The organism is Mesorhizobium sp. ZC-5 (genome assembly GCF_025753855.1).
GTDB lineage: Bacteria > Pseudomonadota > Alphaproteobacteria > Rhizobiales > Rhizobiaceae > Neomesorhizobium.
The window spans coordinates 280930-296186 of sequence record NZ_JAOWPT010000003.1; the positions used below are offsets into that span (position 1 = coordinate 280930).

Annotated in this window: 16 protein-coding genes and 2 tRNA genes; 14 read left to right on the forward strand and 4 right to left on the reverse strand. The window is 62.9% G+C overall.

Annotated features, from left to right (window positions below; translation table 11 throughout):
• Window positions 1-20: 20 nt before the first annotated feature.
• The 4 genes from OHD58_RS09965 (at window position 21) to OHD58_RS09980 (ending at window position 4119) form a co-directional block, all read left to right on the forward strand.
• The gene (locus tag OHD58_RS09965; protein ID WP_263803074.1) at window positions 21-635 is read left to right on the forward strand and encodes a CDP-alcohol phosphatidyltransferase family protein; all 615 of its coding nucleotides are present in this window, start codon (window positions 21-23) and stop codon (window positions 633-635) included.
• Window positions 636-692: 57 nt separating this feature from the next.
• Complete coding sequence (locus tag OHD58_RS09970) at window positions 693-2489, forward strand: bifunctional alpha/beta hydrolase/class I SAM-dependent methyltransferase (protein ID WP_412177189.1); 1797 nt, start codon at window positions 693-695, stop codon at window positions 2487-2489.
• 98 nt (window positions 2490-2587) lie between these two features.
• On the forward strand, window positions 2588-3190 hold the full coding sequence (locus OHD58_RS09975; RefSeq protein ID WP_263803588.1) for a lysophospholipid acyltransferase family protein: 603 nt from the start codon (window positions 2588-2590) through the stop codon (window positions 3188-3190).
• 20 nt (window positions 3191-3210) lie between these two features.
• A complete protein-coding gene (locus OHD58_RS09980; RefSeq protein WP_263803589.1) occupies window positions 3211-4119 on the forward strand; it encodes a phosphatidate cytidylyltransferase in 909 nt (302 codons plus the stop codon).
• Window positions 4120-4149: 30 nt separating this feature from the next.
• Here OHD58_RS09980 and OHD58_RS09985 read toward each other — a convergent pair whose 3' ends face one another.
• From OHD58_RS09985 to OHD58_RS09995, 3 genes are read right to left on the reverse strand one after another with little or no spacing between them, the layout of a single operon-like run.
• A complete protein-coding gene (locus OHD58_RS09985) occupies window positions 4150-4980 on the reverse strand; it encodes a sulfite exporter TauE/SafE family protein (RefSeq protein WP_263803075.1) in 831 nt (276 codons plus the stop codon).
• A gap of 4 nt (window positions 4981-4984) precedes the next feature.
• Window positions 4985-5848 carry an NAD(P)-dependent oxidoreductase gene (locus OHD58_RS09990; RefSeq protein ID WP_263803076.1) on the reverse strand — a complete coding sequence of 288 codons (864 nt, stop codon included), beginning with the start codon at window positions 5846-5848 and terminating at the stop codon, window positions 4985-4987.
• Between the two features lie 60 nt (window positions 5849-5908).
• A complete protein-coding gene (locus tag OHD58_RS09995) occupies window positions 5909-6607 on the reverse strand; it encodes a fumarylacetoacetate hydrolase family protein (protein ID WP_263803077.1) in 699 nt (232 codons plus the stop codon).
• 228 nt (window positions 6608-6835) lie between these two features.
• Between OHD58_RS09995 and OHD58_RS10000 the strand changes: the two genes are divergently transcribed.
• The 9 genes from OHD58_RS10000 (at window position 6836) to OHD58_RS10040 (ending at window position 12328) form a co-directional block, all read left to right on the forward strand.
• Complete coding sequence (locus tag OHD58_RS10000; RefSeq protein ID WP_263803079.1) at window positions 6836-7870, forward strand: ABC transporter substrate-binding protein; 1035 nt, start codon at window positions 6836-6838, stop codon at window positions 7868-7870.
• Window positions 7870-8688 (forward strand): ABC transporter ATP-binding protein, encoded by an 819-nt coding sequence (locus tag OHD58_RS10005; protein WP_263803080.1) that lies wholly within the window; start codon window positions 7870-7872, stop codon window positions 8686-8688. The genes OHD58_RS10000 and OHD58_RS10005 overlap by 1 nt, the downstream gene beginning before the upstream one ends.
• Complete coding sequence (locus OHD58_RS10010) at window positions 8685-9533, forward strand: ABC transporter permease (RefSeq protein ID WP_263803081.1); 849 nt, start codon at window positions 8685-8687, stop codon at window positions 9531-9533. The genes OHD58_RS10005 and OHD58_RS10010 overlap by 4 nt, the downstream gene beginning before the upstream one ends.
• A complete protein-coding gene (locus tag OHD58_RS10015) occupies window positions 9533-10279 on the forward strand; it encodes a GntR family transcriptional regulator (protein ID WP_263803083.1) in 747 nt (248 codons plus the stop codon). The genes OHD58_RS10010 and OHD58_RS10015 overlap by 1 nt, the downstream gene beginning before the upstream one ends.
• Before the next feature lie 232 nt (window positions 10280-10511).
• Window positions 10512-11480: a formylglycine-generating enzyme family protein gene (locus OHD58_RS10020; protein WP_263803084.1), complete on the forward strand. Its 969-nt coding sequence runs from the start codon at window positions 10512-10514 to the stop codon at window positions 11478-11480.
• A gap of 82 nt (window positions 11481-11562) precedes the next feature.
• Window positions 11563-11639: transfer RNA gene (locus OHD58_RS10025), tRNA-Pro, on the forward strand.
• Window positions 11640-11709: 70 nt separating this feature from the next.
• Entirely contained in the window at window positions 11710-12015 is a 306-nt protein-coding gene (locus OHD58_RS10030; RefSeq protein ID WP_263803085.1) for an ETC complex I subunit, read from the forward strand.
• Between the two features lie 36 nt (window positions 12016-12051).
• Window positions 12052-12128, forward strand: a tRNA-Arg gene (locus OHD58_RS10035).
• A gap of 41 nt (window positions 12129-12169) precedes the next feature.
• The gene (locus OHD58_RS10040) at window positions 12170-12328 is read left to right on the forward strand and encodes a hypothetical protein (protein WP_263803086.1); all 159 of its coding nucleotides are present in this window, start codon (window positions 12170-12172) and stop codon (window positions 12326-12328) included.
• Between the two features lie 277 nt (window positions 12329-12605).
• On the opposite strand, the gene OHD58_RS10045 is transcribed toward OHD58_RS10040, so the two are convergent.
• Window positions 12606-13781: a cystathionine beta-lyase gene (locus tag OHD58_RS10045; RefSeq protein WP_263803088.1), complete on the reverse strand. Its 1176-nt coding sequence runs from the start codon at window positions 13779-13781 to the stop codon at window positions 12606-12608.
• Window positions 13782-14171: 390 nt separating this feature from the next.
• Between OHD58_RS10045 and OHD58_RS10050 the strand changes: the two genes are divergently transcribed.
• The gene (locus OHD58_RS10050) at window positions 14172-15200 is read left to right on the forward strand and encodes an amino acid ABC transporter substrate-binding protein (protein WP_263803089.1); all 1029 of its coding nucleotides are present in this window, start codon (window positions 14172-14174) and stop codon (window positions 15198-15200) included.
• The last annotated feature ends 57 nt before the right edge of the window (window positions 15201-15257 follow it).

Sequence of the window (15257 nt, forward strand, 5' to 3'; positions counted from 1 at the left end):
ATGGACGAATGGGGGATGGCATGACAACGCTTTACGCGCTCAAACCAGGATTCCAGAGGAGGCTGCGTCCTATTTGCAGGGGACTTGCGGCATCCGGCGTGACGGCAAACCAGGTGACCATCGCAGGCGCCGTCATCTCGGTCTCAACCGGCATAACGCTTTCATGGTGGTCGGCACATCCCGCGATCTTCTGGCTGTTGCCGCTGGTTCTTCTCGTCCGCATGGCGCTGAACGCACTTGACGGAATGCTGGCGCGCGAGTTCGGGCAGGCCTCCAAGCTCGGCGCCTATCTGAACGAGCTTGCCGATGTGGTTTCCGATACCGCGCTGATCCTGCCTTTCGTTTTTGTCGCTCCTTTCGGCATCTGGGGCGTGATGGCCTTCGCGATTACCGCGATCCTTGCCGAACTCGCCGGCGTGCTGGGGCAGGCGACCGGTGGCATCCGGGCTTATGACGGACCGTTCGGCAAGAGCGACCGGGCACTCGCATTGGCGCTTCTCGCGGCCATCGTCGCGTCGGGTATCTCTCTTCCAGTGGCGCCGGAGTGGCTTTTCCCAGCCATGGCGCTGCTTGCGCTTGTCACCATGGTGAACCGGGTGCGTTCCGGCCTGCGCCCCTCGGCGACCAACCCGTAACCGTCAGTCAACGCCAGTCAGCATCGCTGCATTGCACCGAAACCAGGGAACAAAAAAATGCTCAACGTCGCTCCTGAAACGCTCATTGTTCGAAGCGAGATGCCGCTGAAGGCGCGCCCGGTCGAGGAACACACATTCGCCAGCCATGACGGGACCGAACTTTTCTATCGCAAGTGGCCGGCCCTCACCGGGAAAGCCAAGGGTGCCATTCTCCTCTTCCACCGCGGCCACGAACATGGCGGCCGCATGGCGCACATTCCGGACGAACTTGGGCTCGACGGCTTCGCCTTTTATGCCTGGGATGCGCGCAGCCACGGCCGGTCGCCGGGGCTGAGAGGCTATTCTGCTTCCTTCTCTGCGTCGGTGCGTGACGTCGACCGTTTCGTCAAACATGTGCAGGAAATCGACGGCTTTGCCATCGAAGACATCGCGGTCGTCGCCCAGTCGGTGGGCGCGGTACTGGCCGCGACATGGGTCCATGACTATGCGCCCAAAATCCGCGCGCTCGTGCTTGCCGCGCCGGCATTCGACGTGCGGCTCTATGTGCCTTTCGCCAGGGCGGGCATTAGTCTGTGGCAAAAGCTCAAGGGAACGTTCTTCGTCAATTCCTACGTCAAGGCACGCTTCCTGACGCACGATGCGAGGCGCATCGCTTCCTTCGAAGCCGATCCGCTGATCACGAGGCCGATCGCTTCCAACATCCTGCTCGAGCTTTACGAGCAGGCGTCGCGTGTCGTGAAGGATGCGCGCGCCATCACCGTTCCGACCCAGTTGCTGATCTCCGGCAGCGATTTCGTCGTCCGCCAGGAACCGCAGCACGCGTTCTTCGTCAATCTCGGCAGTGCGATCAAGGAACGCCGTGTGCTGCCGGGTTTTTATCACGACACGCTGGGCGAAAAGGACCGCGCCCAGGCGTTCGGGCTGATACGCGGCTTCCTTGATGCCCGCTTCGCACGGCCTGCCGCGCCCGTCGATCTGCTGCAGGCCGACAAGGCGGGCCATACGCGTGACGAGAGCGACCATCTGGCGACGCCGTTGGCGCGGTTTTCCCCGGCAGGCCTTTATTGGGCGATGAACCGCCTTTCGATCAGGATCGCCGCGCGGTTTTCGGATGGCATAGCCACCGGCGTTGCGACCGGTTTCGATTCCGGCTCGACGCTGGACTATGTCTACAGGAACGAGGAAAAGGGTTTCGGCCCCCTCGGGCGGCTGATCGACCGGATGTTCCTGGAGGCCATCGGCTGGCGCGGGATCCGCTGCCGGAAGCAGCATATCGAAGCTTCCATAGCCGATGCGCTATCCCGTTTGGCCGCTGAAAAGCAGCCGGCCGCCGTCCTCGACATTGCCGCCGGCCATGGCCGCTATGTGCTGGATGCGGTGGCGGCTGCCGGAAAACCCGCCAGCATCCGGCTGCAGGATTATTCGACGGCGAATGTCGAGGCTGGCCGCAAGGCAATCCGCGAGCGCGGTCTTGAAGGCCTTGCCTCGTTCCATCTTGGCGATGCCTTCGATGGCGATGCGATTGCGGCGATCGAGCCAAGGCCCAACCTGGCGATCGTTTCGGGGCTCTACGAACTCTTCTCCGACAACACATTGGTCGCGCGTTCGCTCGACGGGCTTGCGCGCGCCATGCCGCGCGGAGGGCTGCTGATCTACACGAACCAGCCCTGGCATCCGCAACTCGAAATGATCGCCCGCAGCCTGACCTCGCATCGGGGCGGCAATGCCTGGGTGATGCGGCGGCGGACGCAGGGCGAGATGGACCAGCTCGTCGAGGCTGCAGGCTTTCGCAAGATCGACCAGCGGATCGACGAGTGGGGCATCTTCACCGTCTCGCTGGCGGAGAGGGTCTGACAGTGGCAATCGTCAGGGAAGACACGCGCAGCCAGGCATGGTGGCTATCGATCGATCTCAAGCCCGTCCTGCGTTCACTGACCGCTTCGGCACTTGCCATGCTGGCGCGGCTGATCACCGGTGTGCGTCCGATCTGGCAAGGCTGCCAGCCCTCGCGGAAGCAGCGCATCTATTTCGCCAACCATGGCAGCCATGTCGATTTCATCCTCCTGTCGTCATGCCTGCCGCCCGACCAGCGCGCGAAAACGCGCGGGGTCGCGGCGGCCGATTATTGGGGCAGGACGCGATTTCGCCGGCTGATCTCCGAGGTGCTGCTCGGCGCCGTTCTCGTCGAGCGCAACTGGGTCGAGCGAAAGGCCGATCCTCTTGCCGTGCTGATCGAGGCGCTGGACCGGGGCGATACGCTGATCATGTTTCCCGAAGGCACCCGCAATATGGGCGAGGAACCGCTGCTGCGCTTCCGCAGCGGGCTTTATAGCCTCGCCACCGCAAGACCGGATGTCGAACTGATCCCTTGCTGGCTGGAGAACATGTCGCGTGTCCTGCCGAAGGGCGAGTTCCTGCCCGTGCCGCTGCTTTGCCGCGCCATCTTCGGCGCGCCCGTCATCCCCAGCCCTGGCGAGGAGAAATATGCATTCCTTGCCCGCGCCCGTGGCGCACTGCTTGCGCTCGATCCGAAATCCAAGGGAGAGAAATCTTGATCCGCGAAACGGCACTGCTGATGGGCGGCCTGATCGGCGTTCTGTCGTCGGCGAGCGCGGTGGCCGCCATTCTGTCTTTCCGCGCCGGCGCGACGCTCAGCCCGGCGCTTCAGAACCTCAACCAGCGCATCAAGGCGTGGTGGCTGATGGTGCTGCTGATCTCCGGCGCATTCATCTGCGGCAAGGCCGGCGTGATCGTTCTCTTCGCCTTCGTCTCGTTCGCGGCGCTGCGCGAATATGTGACGCTGACCTATTCGCGACGAAGCGATCACCGGGTGCTGCTCGGCATGTTCGGCATCGTCATTCCCGTGCAGTATTTGCTCGTCTGGAGCGAATGGTACGGGCTGTTTTCGGTGTTCATCCCGGTCTACTGCTTTCTGGTGATGCCGGCGCTGACAGCGCTGCGCGGCGACACCGAGCGCTTTCTCGATCGCGTCGCCGAACAGCAATGGGGCATCATGCTTGCGGTCTATTGCATCAGCCACGTGCCGGCGCTGATGACGCTGCCGATCCCCGGCTTCGAAGGCCGCGGCCTGCTGCTCATCGCCTTCCTCATCATTACCGTGCAGGGCAGCGACGTGCTGCAGTACATCTTCGGCAAGTTGATGGGCAGGCATGTGATATCGGCGAGCGTGTCGCCGTCGAAGACCTGGGAAGGCCTGGTCGGGGGCATGGCCAGCGCCACCCTGCTTGGCGGCATGCTGCATTGGCTGACGCCGTTTTCCGCGCTGGAGGCGGCGGCCATCGCCGCGCTCAGCTGCCTGATGGGTTTTTTCGGCGGGCTCGTCGCCTCGGCGATAAAGCGGGATCGCGGCGTCAAGGATTGGGGCAACATGATCGAGGGCCATGGCGGCATGCTCGACCGGGCCGACAGCCTGATCTTCGCGGCGCCGGTGTTTTTCCATCTGGTCCGCTATCTCTGGACCTGATGTTCGATGGGACGCATCAGGCGGTCGAGGCTAGCTCACGATGTCCCATATGAACCGGGCGCACACCAGAAGCAGAAATATCCCGAATGACGTTTCGAGCGTCCGGCGCGGCAGCGCATGCGCAAGCGCGACGCCGAGGCGGGCGGTCAGAAGCGATGTCGGGATCGTCAGGGCAAAGGCGGCCAGCGATACGAAGCCGATCGCATCCGGAGGCAGGTCTGGGCGACCGTAGCCGGCGGCCATGTAGCCCAGTGTCCCCGGGATGGCGATAAGGACGCCGACGCCAGCGGCGGTAGACACCGCGCGATGGATCGGCTCGCCGTGCAATGTCATCACGAGGTTCGTCAAGGCCCCGCCGCCGATTCCCATCAGCGAGGAGGCAAGGCCGATCGCGGCGCCATAGAGGCGCATGATGCCTTTTGACGAGGGTTCCTCTCGCACCCGCCAGCCCTTTCCGCCGGTGATCAGTTTTGCCGCGTTCACCGTCGCGACGCCGATGAAGACCACTTGGAACACGACTGGATCGGCATAGCGCGCAATGACCGCGCCGATCATCACGCCCGCCAGGATCGGCAGCGCCCAAAGATGCAGGAGCGCCAGATCCACCGTGCCCTTGGCATAATGAGCCCGCGCTGACATGATCGAGGTGGGTACGATGACTGCGAGCGACGTTCCGACCGCGAGCGGCATCGCGACCTCGGGCTTGTATCCAAGAACGCCGAATATCTCGTAGAAGACAGGCACCGAGATGGCGCCGCCGCCGACGCCGAACAGGCCGGCGAGGAAGCCGGTCGCCGCCCCGGCCACCAGGAGTGCTGCGACCAGTGTCAGGAGCGTCTGGGGGTCGGCAAGTGCCTCCAAGGCGCTAGCCCAGCAGCATGCGCGTGAGGGTGGCACCGTCGAAGCGCCCAAGTCCTTCGGCGCGCGCGCGGTCGTAGCTGGTCTTGGCAGCCTCGGACAGTGGCAGCCGGTTGCCGCCCGTGGCTGCGAACCGAAGTGCCAGATCGAGGTCCTTGGCGAGCCCCGCTATATCGAAGGTGCCCGGTTGATCGGTGCCTGTGAGCGTATCCACCAAGACCTGCGCGCGGTTCTTGAGAACGGTCGGCCCGGCCGAGCTGTCGGCGATCAGGCTGACCGCCTTCTCGGTCGGGATTCCAGTTCCTTGGAGGAGTGTCATCGCCTCCGCCAGCGTCTGCCAGTAGATCGCAAGCGGCAGGTTGATGGCGAGCTTCATCTGCGCGCCGCTGCCTGCGGGGCCGAGATGCTCGACCCGGCGGCAGAGCTGCTCGAGGATCGGTTTGGCCCGCGCGAAGGCGGCGTCGGTACCGCCTGCCATCCCGAGAAGTTGTCCCTTCAGGGCGGGCGCAACCGTGCCGCCGACCGGACAATCGACAAAGTCGCCGCCGGCCGCCGCTATCCGGGCTGCAACGGCACGGCTCTCGTCGGGCAGGATGGTCGACATGTCGACCACGAGGCGTCCGTCGATTCCGGCGGCGACGAGCCCTTCCGCCAGGGCCTCGACAGCCGCAGCATCGGTCAGCGAGATCAGGATGACGTCGCACGACGCAAGCGCGGCGAGATCGGTCGCAGTTCCCGCGCCGGCATCGGCGGCCTGGGCGGTGCGTTCGGGAGTCCGGTTCCAGACCGTCACCTGGTGCCCCGTCTCGATAAGGCGGCGCGCGAAAGCGGTGCCCATGCGGCCGGTCCCGGCGATTCCGATCATACTCATGGCCATTCTCCCTCGGTCAGTCCGAGGATCTGCGACGTCGTTTCCCCGGCGCGGCGAGGCTCACCCGACAGAAGCTCCAATGCGCACCTGCATGGGCGCCAGTCCGTCGACGGAACAATCGAGCACGTCTCCAGTGACGACGGCACCGACACCCGCCGGCGTGCCGGTCATGATGATGTCGCCGGGCATCAGGCGGTGCTGCTCGGAAAGCTTCGCGATGATCTCGTCGATCTTCCAGATCATCAGCGAGATGTCGGCATCCTGGCGCACGTCGCCGTTGACCTTGAGACGCACATGGCCGGTAGCGAGCACGCCGCTGTCCTCCACGCGCGTGATCGGGCCGACCGGGGCGGAAAGGTCGAAAGCTTTGGTCACTTCCCACGGCAGCCCCTTGGCGAGAGCCTCGGCCTGGTGGTCGCGCCGGGTCATGTCGAGCCCGACAGCATAACCGAAAATGTGCTTCGACGCGTCCGCCTCGGAAATGTTGTAGCCGCCCGACTTCAAGGCGACGATCAACTCGCACTCGTAGTGGAAGTTGTTGGTGAACACCGGATAGGGGATTTCGCCGCCATTCTTCACGACGGCATCCGCCGGCTTCATGAAGATGACCGGTGGATCACGCTCGTCGGCATTCATCTCGCGGATGTGGGCGACGTAGTTCTTGCCGATGCAATAGATGCGCCGGACCGGGAACTTCTCGTCCGAGCCGGTGATATCCAGTTGAGCCTGGGGCGGTGCCAAAACGGCGTAAGAAACCAACGGACGTACTCCTTTAATCAGTGATTGTGGCGTCTCCGGACAGCCGTCTCCGCGGCGCGGGCCCACAACAGGATTTCCCAGATCAGCAGCCAATTCAAGATATGAAATGCATTTTTCGAACGTTTCATATATTATTTTGCAAAACACGGCAGTTCGTATACCTTGATTGTGGGGCGACGGCAGTGGTCTGGCGGCGTTCCAACAACGATGAGTGGGAGGAACAAACTCATGACGCTTGACACCCAGATATCGCGCCGAACCTTCGGAAAGCTGGCGGCCGCCGGCGTGACCGCCGCATTCGTGGGAGCGCCGGCGATTGTGCGCGCGCAGACCGCAATCACCTTCGCCGTGCCGAACCCTTCGGCCCTGACCTGGCTGCCCTATTGGGTCGCCGTTGGCGAAGGTTACTTTGAGGAGGAAGGACTGAAACCAACGCTGGAGGCGATCGACGGTTCTTCCGCCGTGCTGCAGGCCATGTCAGCCGGCCAGGCCCAGATCGGCGCGCCCGGACCCGGCCCGGTGCTCGGCGCCCGCGCCCGTGGCGTCGACGTCAAATTCATCTACAACCTCTACCCGAAATCGGTGTTCGGTCTCCTGGTGAAGGAAGAGAGCGAGTTCAAGCAGCCCGCGGACCTGAAGGGAAAGGTGATCGGCGTCGGCACCGCGGACGGTGCCGAAGTCTCGTTCACCCGCGCCATCATGACCGATCTCGGCATGAAGGAAGGCACGGACTATACCTTCCTTCCAGTGGGCGACGGCGGGACGGCGGCAGTGGCCTTCCTGCGCGATGAAGTCTCATGTTACGCCGGGGCGGTGTCGGATGCCGCAATCCTTGGAGCACGTGGCTTGAAGCTGCGCGAGATCACGCCGGAGGCCTATCTGGGGTTTTTCGGCAACGGGATAGCGATGCTGGAAAGCCAGATGGCAGCGACGCCGGACCTGGCGCCGAAGTTCGGCAAGGCGCTCGTGCGTGGCACCAAGTTCTCGATCGATCCCGCCAACAAGGACAAGGCGCTCGCGCATTGCGCCGTCGGCAACCCGCAGGAAGGCGAAGACAAGGATTTCGCCGCATCGCTGCTGACGGGCGTGATCCATCGGATGACCCCGACCGACGCCTTCATCGCTCAGGGCTATGGCTTCCAGCCGGCCGAGCATTGGCAGGAGATCCACGACTCCGCCGTAGCATCGGGGGCGCTCGAAAAGCCGCTCGACGATCTGGCGGCGGTTTACACGAACGAGTTCGTGGCAGGCTGGAACGCCTGATGACGATGGTGGAGCCTCGCCCGTTGCGCTCCGAGCCGGCTGCACCTCCGGTGCGGCCGGTCTATGAGATCGAGCGGCTGACGAAGACCTATGCCCGCAACAGCCTGACCGCGCTGACGGACGTGAACCTGACCCTTCGCAAGGGCGAGTTCGTGTCGGTGATCGGTTCGTCGGGTTGCGGGAAGTCGACGCTGCTGAAGATCATGGCGGGGCTCCTGCCGCCGACCAAGGGACGGGTCGTGCTCGAAGGGCAGCCGGTGATGGGGCCTCGGCCCGATATCGGCATGATGTTCCAGCAGGCGACGCTGCTGCCGTGGAAGACGACGGTCGAGAACATCCTGCTGCCGATCGAGATCCACAGCGGCCGCGCCGCCGCGAAGGCTGCTGCGGGCCGCGCGCGGGAATTGCTGCAGCTCGTCGGACTGGGCGAGTTCGGCAACGTCTACCCGGGCGAACTTTCGGGCGGCATGGCGCAGCGCGCCGCCATCTGCCGCATGCTGATCGCCGATCCAGCAGTGCTGCTGCTCGACGAACCGTTTTCCGCGCTCGACGAACTGACGCGGGACTTCATGAACATGGAGCTGCAGCGCATCTGCATGGAGCGCCAGGCGACGGCGTTCCTCGTCACCCATTCAATCGCGGAGGCGGTGATCCTGTCCGATCGGATACTCGTCATGCAGCCGCGTCCGGGCCGGATCGTTGAAGATGTGCCCATCGATCTTTCGCGTCCGCGCACACTGGAAATGATCAACACGCCGCGCTTCGGCGAGATCGTGGCGTATATTCGCAACCTCTTGGGGCGGGAGGCTTTCGCATGACCAAGGCTTCGAACACGGCAGGTGCGGATACTGTCTGGGTCGAACGGGACGCACTGATCGACAGGATCCCGCGTTGGCTGGCCATGACGATCCTGTTCGTCATCGCGGTCGGAGTCTGGGACTTCGTCACGCGGATGGGATGGGTGTCTCCGATCATACTGCCCAGTCCGAAGGAGACGCTGGACGACCTGATCTTCGTCGGGCGCAATCTGGTCACCGGCGACTACATGCTGGGAGCCCTATGGACGACGACGCTGACCGTCATCTATGGGTTCCTGATCGCCACCGTGATCGGGTTCTCGCTTGGCGTGCTGGTCGGCGAGACGAAGTTCGGCGAACGCGCGGTGATGCCTTACCTGGTTGCGATCGACACGATGCCGAAAATCGCCTTCGCGCCGCTCTTCATTGCGTGGCTCGGCTTCGATATCTCCTCGAAGGTGGCGCTTGCCGCTTTCATCGCCACATTCGCGATCGTGGTGGCGACGGCGGCGGGATTGTATGCCGCGAGCGAAAACGAACGGATGCTGTTCAAGTCGATGGGCGCGTCGCGAATGCAGACGCTGATCCGGCTCAAGCTGCCGACCGGATTGCCTTACATCTTCACCGGCCTCAAGATTGCGTCCGTCGGTGTGATGGCCGGCGCGATCACGGGAGAGTTCCTGGGCGGCGGCAAGGGATTCGGGGCGCTGATACGGCAGTCGGCCAGCCAGATGAACACGCCGCGCGTGTTTGCGCTCATTCTTTATCTCAGCCTTCTCGGTCTGGCGCTCTATTTCAGTATCGCCTGGATGCAGCGTAGACTTGTTTTCTGGAACAAGTCGGACCGGTTGGGGGCGATTGGCTGATGAGCGGTGTCGGCGTTGGCGTGGCGGAAGTCAGGAACCTGTCGGAGCAGGCCTACGACCGGATTCGCCACGACATTCTGTATGGCGAATTGTTTCCTGACGAAAAGCTCCAGATAGACGCGATCTCCGAACGCTACGGGATTGGCGCCGTGCCGGTGCGCGAGGCGCTGAACCGTCTTTCCTCCGAGGGGCTTGTCGAAAGGAAGAGCCACCGTGGTTTCTTCGTCGCCACCATCTCGATGGCGGACCTGGAGGAACTGGTGAAGACGCGCATCTGGCTGGAGACGCTCGCACTCACGCATTCCATGCAGAATGTGGACGAGGCATGGGAGGAGGCGCTCGTGGTCAGCTACCATCGCCTCGCGCGCACGCACCGCCTGCTGCCCGCCGATGCCGGGCGCGAGATTTCCGAGGAATGGGAGGTCCGGCACAAGGCGTTTCACTTGCTCCTGCTCGACCGTTGCGGATCGAGCTGGTTGCTCGGGTTCTGTTCCACGCTGATGGACCAGGCGGTCCGTTACCGGAACCTGTCGATGAACACCAACCCGAGCCGGCTTCGACGCGAAGGTGCCGCGGCCGAGCACCAGGCGATCCTCGATGCCGTGCTTGAACACGATACCAGCCGTGCCTGCCAGTTGCTGGCGGAGCATTACCGGACGACCCTCGAGGGGCTTCGGCCGGTCATCCTCGGCCAATCTGGTTCGAATCCGGCACCTGTCCGGGCCGGCGGCGACTCTCTCGGGTAACAGCAGCCTTCAGTGGCCAGGCGCCACGACCCGTTTGATATTCACCGAAAATGAGGGCTTGCGCGGCAAGGCTGAAAGCACGAGCGCGACATTCTGGACCCATGTCGGCAACGGCGTTATCGTGTCCTCATCTATTCGTCGCCGTCGCCGCCGGCCATGTGGGGAGCCGGGCCAAAGGCCTCGACAGAGTCGCTGCCATCGAACCAAGCCAGCAGATCCGCGCAGGTGCCAAATGAACATAGCGACCAATCCCCGGACTTCCGGTGACGCACCGCCGGGAAGGGACATGGTGTGGCTGCCGGGCGGAGAGTTTTTGATTGGCTCCAACCGCCACTATCCGGAGGAGGCACCAGCGCACCGCGTGAAAGTCGATGGCTTCTGGATCGACCGCTTCACGGTAACCAACCGGGATTTCGAGAAGTTCGTGTCGGAAACCGGATATGTCACCTTGGCCGAGAAGCCGGTCGATCCAGAAGACTATCCGGGCGCGCTTCCGGAAATGCTCTCGCCATCCTCGACCGTCTTCCGCAAGCCTGCCGGTCCGGTCGATATCCGCAATCCATACAATTGGTGGACTTACGTGCCCGGCGCGAACTGGCGTCATCCGCGTGGGCCGGCCAGTTCGATCGCCAAGCTCAAGGATCATCCGGTGGTGCACATTGCCTATCAGGACGCGGAGGCCTACGCGCTATGGGTCGGCATGCAACTGCCGACCGAAGCGGAGTGGGAGTTTGCAGCCCGCGGCGGGCTGGAAGGTGCGGACTTTGTCTGGGGCGACGAATTGACACCGGGCGGCGCCCACATGGCCAATACCTGGCAGGGTGAATTCCCCTATCGCAACACGCTCGACGACGGCTTCGAATACACCGCACCCGTCGGCTCCTTTCCTGCAAACGGCTACGGCCTCCACGACATGGCAGGCAATGTCTGGCAATGGACCGCAGACTGGTATCAGGAACATGGCGCAATCGACAGCCCGTGCTGCACTGTCTCCAATCCGCGGGGTGGCGATCGTGAGACGAGCCGTGATCCGGGCGATCCCACCGGAATTCCCCGCAAGGTAACCAAGGGGGGCTCGCACCTGTGCGCGTCGAATTATTGCCAGAGGTATCGACCGGCGGCGCGAATGGCGCAGCCGGTCGATACCTCTGTCTCGCATCTTGGTTTTCGCCTCGTTTTCCGCCCGACCGCGGAATTATAGAGACCATCGAGGCCTTCCCGAAAAATGAGGGCTTGCGCGGCCAAGCCGAAAACACTAGGCACTGCAACGCCGAAGTAAGGCACGGAGCGTAGCGCAGTCTGGTAGCGCATCTGGTTTGGGACCAGAGGGTCGCAGGTTCGAATCCTGCCGCTCCGACCAACTGCTTTCGCCCGTCGAGCCTTGGCTCGGGGAGCCTGTTTGCCCAGGCATCAGAATTGAGGTGATGTGCATGTCCGCCCGTATTTTCAGCCCCGCCAAGACAGCGATGCAGTCCGGCAAGGCCAAGACCGGCCACTGGCTGCTCGAGTTCGATCCGGAACAGCCGCGCAAGATCGATCCGCTGATGGGCTATACGACATCCGGCGACATGAAGAGCCAGATCCGGCTGGCCTTTCCCACCAGGGAAGAAGCGGTCGCTTATGCCGAGAAGCACGGCATCGTGTTCCGTGTCGAGGAGCCCAAGGAAGCCAAGCGCCGGCAGATTTCCTATGCGGAAAATTTCCGCTATGACCGCAAGATACCCTGGACGCATTGAGCGGTCAGGCATTGCCGGAGCCGTTCCGGCACCGACGGTCCCGTAGCTCAGCTGGATAGAGCACCGGCCTTCTAAGCCGATGGTCACAGGTTCGAATCCTGTCGGGATCGCCAAGTTTGAAAACGGCCTGCGATTCCCGAAACGGAGTACACCGATGCGGCAACTGCTTGTAGTTGCCATCCTTTCTGCTTCCGCAATTCTTGCCGGCTGCCAGTCGAGGCCGCCGGAATATGTGGGTTATTGCAAGTGGCGGGCGGAAAACGCCGGTCTTTGCGGCGACAGCGTCAATTCCGGCGGGTTTCGCCGGCGTTGATTTTTCGCCGCTGCATGGATCAGCCCGTTGGCGGCCATGACGGAATGCCGGATCGGCTCCGTGCGTCGAAGGCCAGGAAGGCATAAACGGCAAAATGCACCGGACAGTCGGCATATGCCGACTATCAGAAGTCCGGTCAGCTTGGCAGAAGTCCAGCCTCACAAACTCTCCCGCCGTCCGACAAGGCCCAGGACGGCGGGGCTTTTTGTAGGCTTTTCCGGTATCCCACCCAACCTCGTCCGCTTGCTCGCGTACGCCCGCTCGCGGGTGCTACGGCTCAGCCGCGTGCCGCGGCCAGCCCTCTGGAGATGTCCGCCTTGAGGTCCTCGACATCTTCCAGCCCGATCTGGAGGCGGATAACCGCACCTTCGTAGGGGCCCTTGGCGACCGTACGGTCGGTGAGGACGACGGGCACTGCGAGGCTTTCGAAGCCGCCCCACGAGTAACCGATACCAAAAATCTCCAATGCGTTCAGAAATGCATTCGCTTGGGTCTGACCACCGCCGGCGAGCACGATCGAAAAGATACCGCTGGAACCTGAAAAGTCGCGCTTGAAGATCGCGTGTCCCGGATGGCTCTCGAGGCCGGGATGCAGGACGCGTGCCACGCCGGGCTGCTTTTCCAGCCAGCGCGCGATGTCGAGCGCGCTTTTTTGATGACGCTCCAGCCTGACGCCCATGGTGCGCAGCCCGCGCAACACCTGGTAGACCTGTTCCGGGCCGGCGCAAACGCCGAGCGTAAGATAGGCCTGGTGCAGCCGTTCCCAGCAGGCCGCATTGGCCGAGACCGTGCCGAGCAATACATCGGAATGGCCCCCCGGATATTTGGTGGCTGCGTGGATGGTGACGTCGACGCCATGGTCGAGGGCCTTGAAATAGAGCGGTGTCGCCCAGGTGTTGTCCATCATCACAATGGCGCCGCCTGCATGCGCCGCCTCGACGATGGCCGGGATATCCTGAATTTCGAAAGTGACGGAGCCTGGCGATTCGGTGAATACCACCTTGGTGTTGGGCTTCATCAGTTTAGCGATGCCGCCGCCGACTAGCGGGTCGTAATATTGAACCTCGATGCCGAGGCGGGTCAGCATCGTATCGGCGAAGCGCCGCGTCGGGCCGTAGACGGAATCGACGATCAGAATGTGATCCCCAGCCGACAGGAAGCCGAGCAGCGGCACGGTGACCGCGGCAAGCCCGGATGGCACCAAGATGGTTCCCGCCGAGCCTTCCAATGCGTCGATCGCATTACCCAGCGCCTCTGTTGTCGGCGTCCCGTGGGTGCCGTAGACATATTTGGCCTTCACGACACGTCCCAGAGCGGTTTCGGCATTGGGAAAGAGAACCGTGGAGGCGTGGACGACCGGCGGATTAACGAAACCGTGGAAGTCATGGGGATCATTGCCGATATGAGCAAGCCGCGTGTTGACGCCGGTGTTCGAATAATCGCGCTTGGCCATGGGGATCCTGTCGTGGTTGGGTGAGGTTGGCTACGCATAAGGTGTCGGAAGGGGCGGTGCAACTGCACGGGCCGGAGACCGATTGGACCAAAATGCGCTGGTCGCTCGATTCGCCTGTGTGCCCGACAATTCGGCTTGACCTGCCTGTTTCGCCGGCTTCCGCTTCCTTGCGCGGCAAATTGATGGAAGTACTTTCCAAACCGGGTCGGTTTAGGTCATTCGCCCTTGACCGCCACCCAATAATCGCCTTCGATGGGGCACGTGAATGGGAGACGGAGCACACGCGTCGTATAAGATGCGGCGTTCCGGGCACGGGCCGGAACGGGAAACTGGCTTCCGCACGGGATCACTCAGGGATGGTTCCTGAATAACAGAAAAGGGTTTGTGGGTATGAAAAACGTTCTGACAGTTGCTCTGGGCGTGACCGCGCTGGCGTTTACGGCGTCGGTAGCGTCGGCCGACACGTTGAGCGACGTGAAGGCGAAGGGCTTTATCCAGTGTGGCGTCAACACCGGCCTGGCCGGGTTCTCGGCGCCAAACGACAAGGGCGAGTGGACGGGTCTCGACGTCGACTTCTGTCGCGCCATGGCTGCCGCCATCTTCGGCGATGGCACCAAGGTCAAGTTTACCGGCCTGAGCGCCAAGGACCGCTTCACGGCGCTGCAGTCCGGTGAAATCGACGTCCTGTCGCGCAATACGACATGGACCGTCAACCGCGACACCGCGCTCGGCCTGAACTTCGCCGGCGTCACCTATTTCGACGGCCAGGGCTTCATGATCAATGCCAAGAAGCTGCCCGGCGTGAACTCGGCGCTGCAGCTTTCGGGCGCGGCGGTCTGCGTACAGGCCGGCACCACGACCGAACTGAACCTCGCCGACTACTTCAAGGCCAACAAGATGGAATACAATCCGGTGGTCTTCGAGAAGTTCGAGGAGGCCAACGCCGCCTACGACGCCGGCCGTTGCGATGCCTACACCACCGACCAGTCCGGCCTCTATGCCGTTCGCCTGCAGATGAGCGCGCCGGACGATCATGTCGTTCTGCCCGAGATCATCTCCAAGGAACCGCTTGGACCGGCCGTGCGCCAGGGCGACGACAAGTGGCTCGATATCGCCAAGTGGACCTATTACGCGCTTCTCAATGCGGAGGAGGCCGGCATCACGCAGGCCAATGTCGAGGAAATGAAGAATTCCGAAAACCCCGACATCAAGCGCATTCTAGGCGTCGAGGCGGAAACCAAGATCGGTACTGACCTTGGCCTCGACAACGCCTGGGTCGTCAACATCATCAAGGCGACCGGTAACTATGGCGAGATCTTCGAACGCAACGTGGGCTCGGGCAGCCCGCTGAAGATCGCGCGCGGCATCAACGCGCTGTGGACCAAGGGCGGCCTGCAATACGGCATGCCGATCCGCTGATCGATAGACGGCCGGAGGGCGAAATGTCCTCCGGCCGTTTCAGTCAGGGAAGGGGAG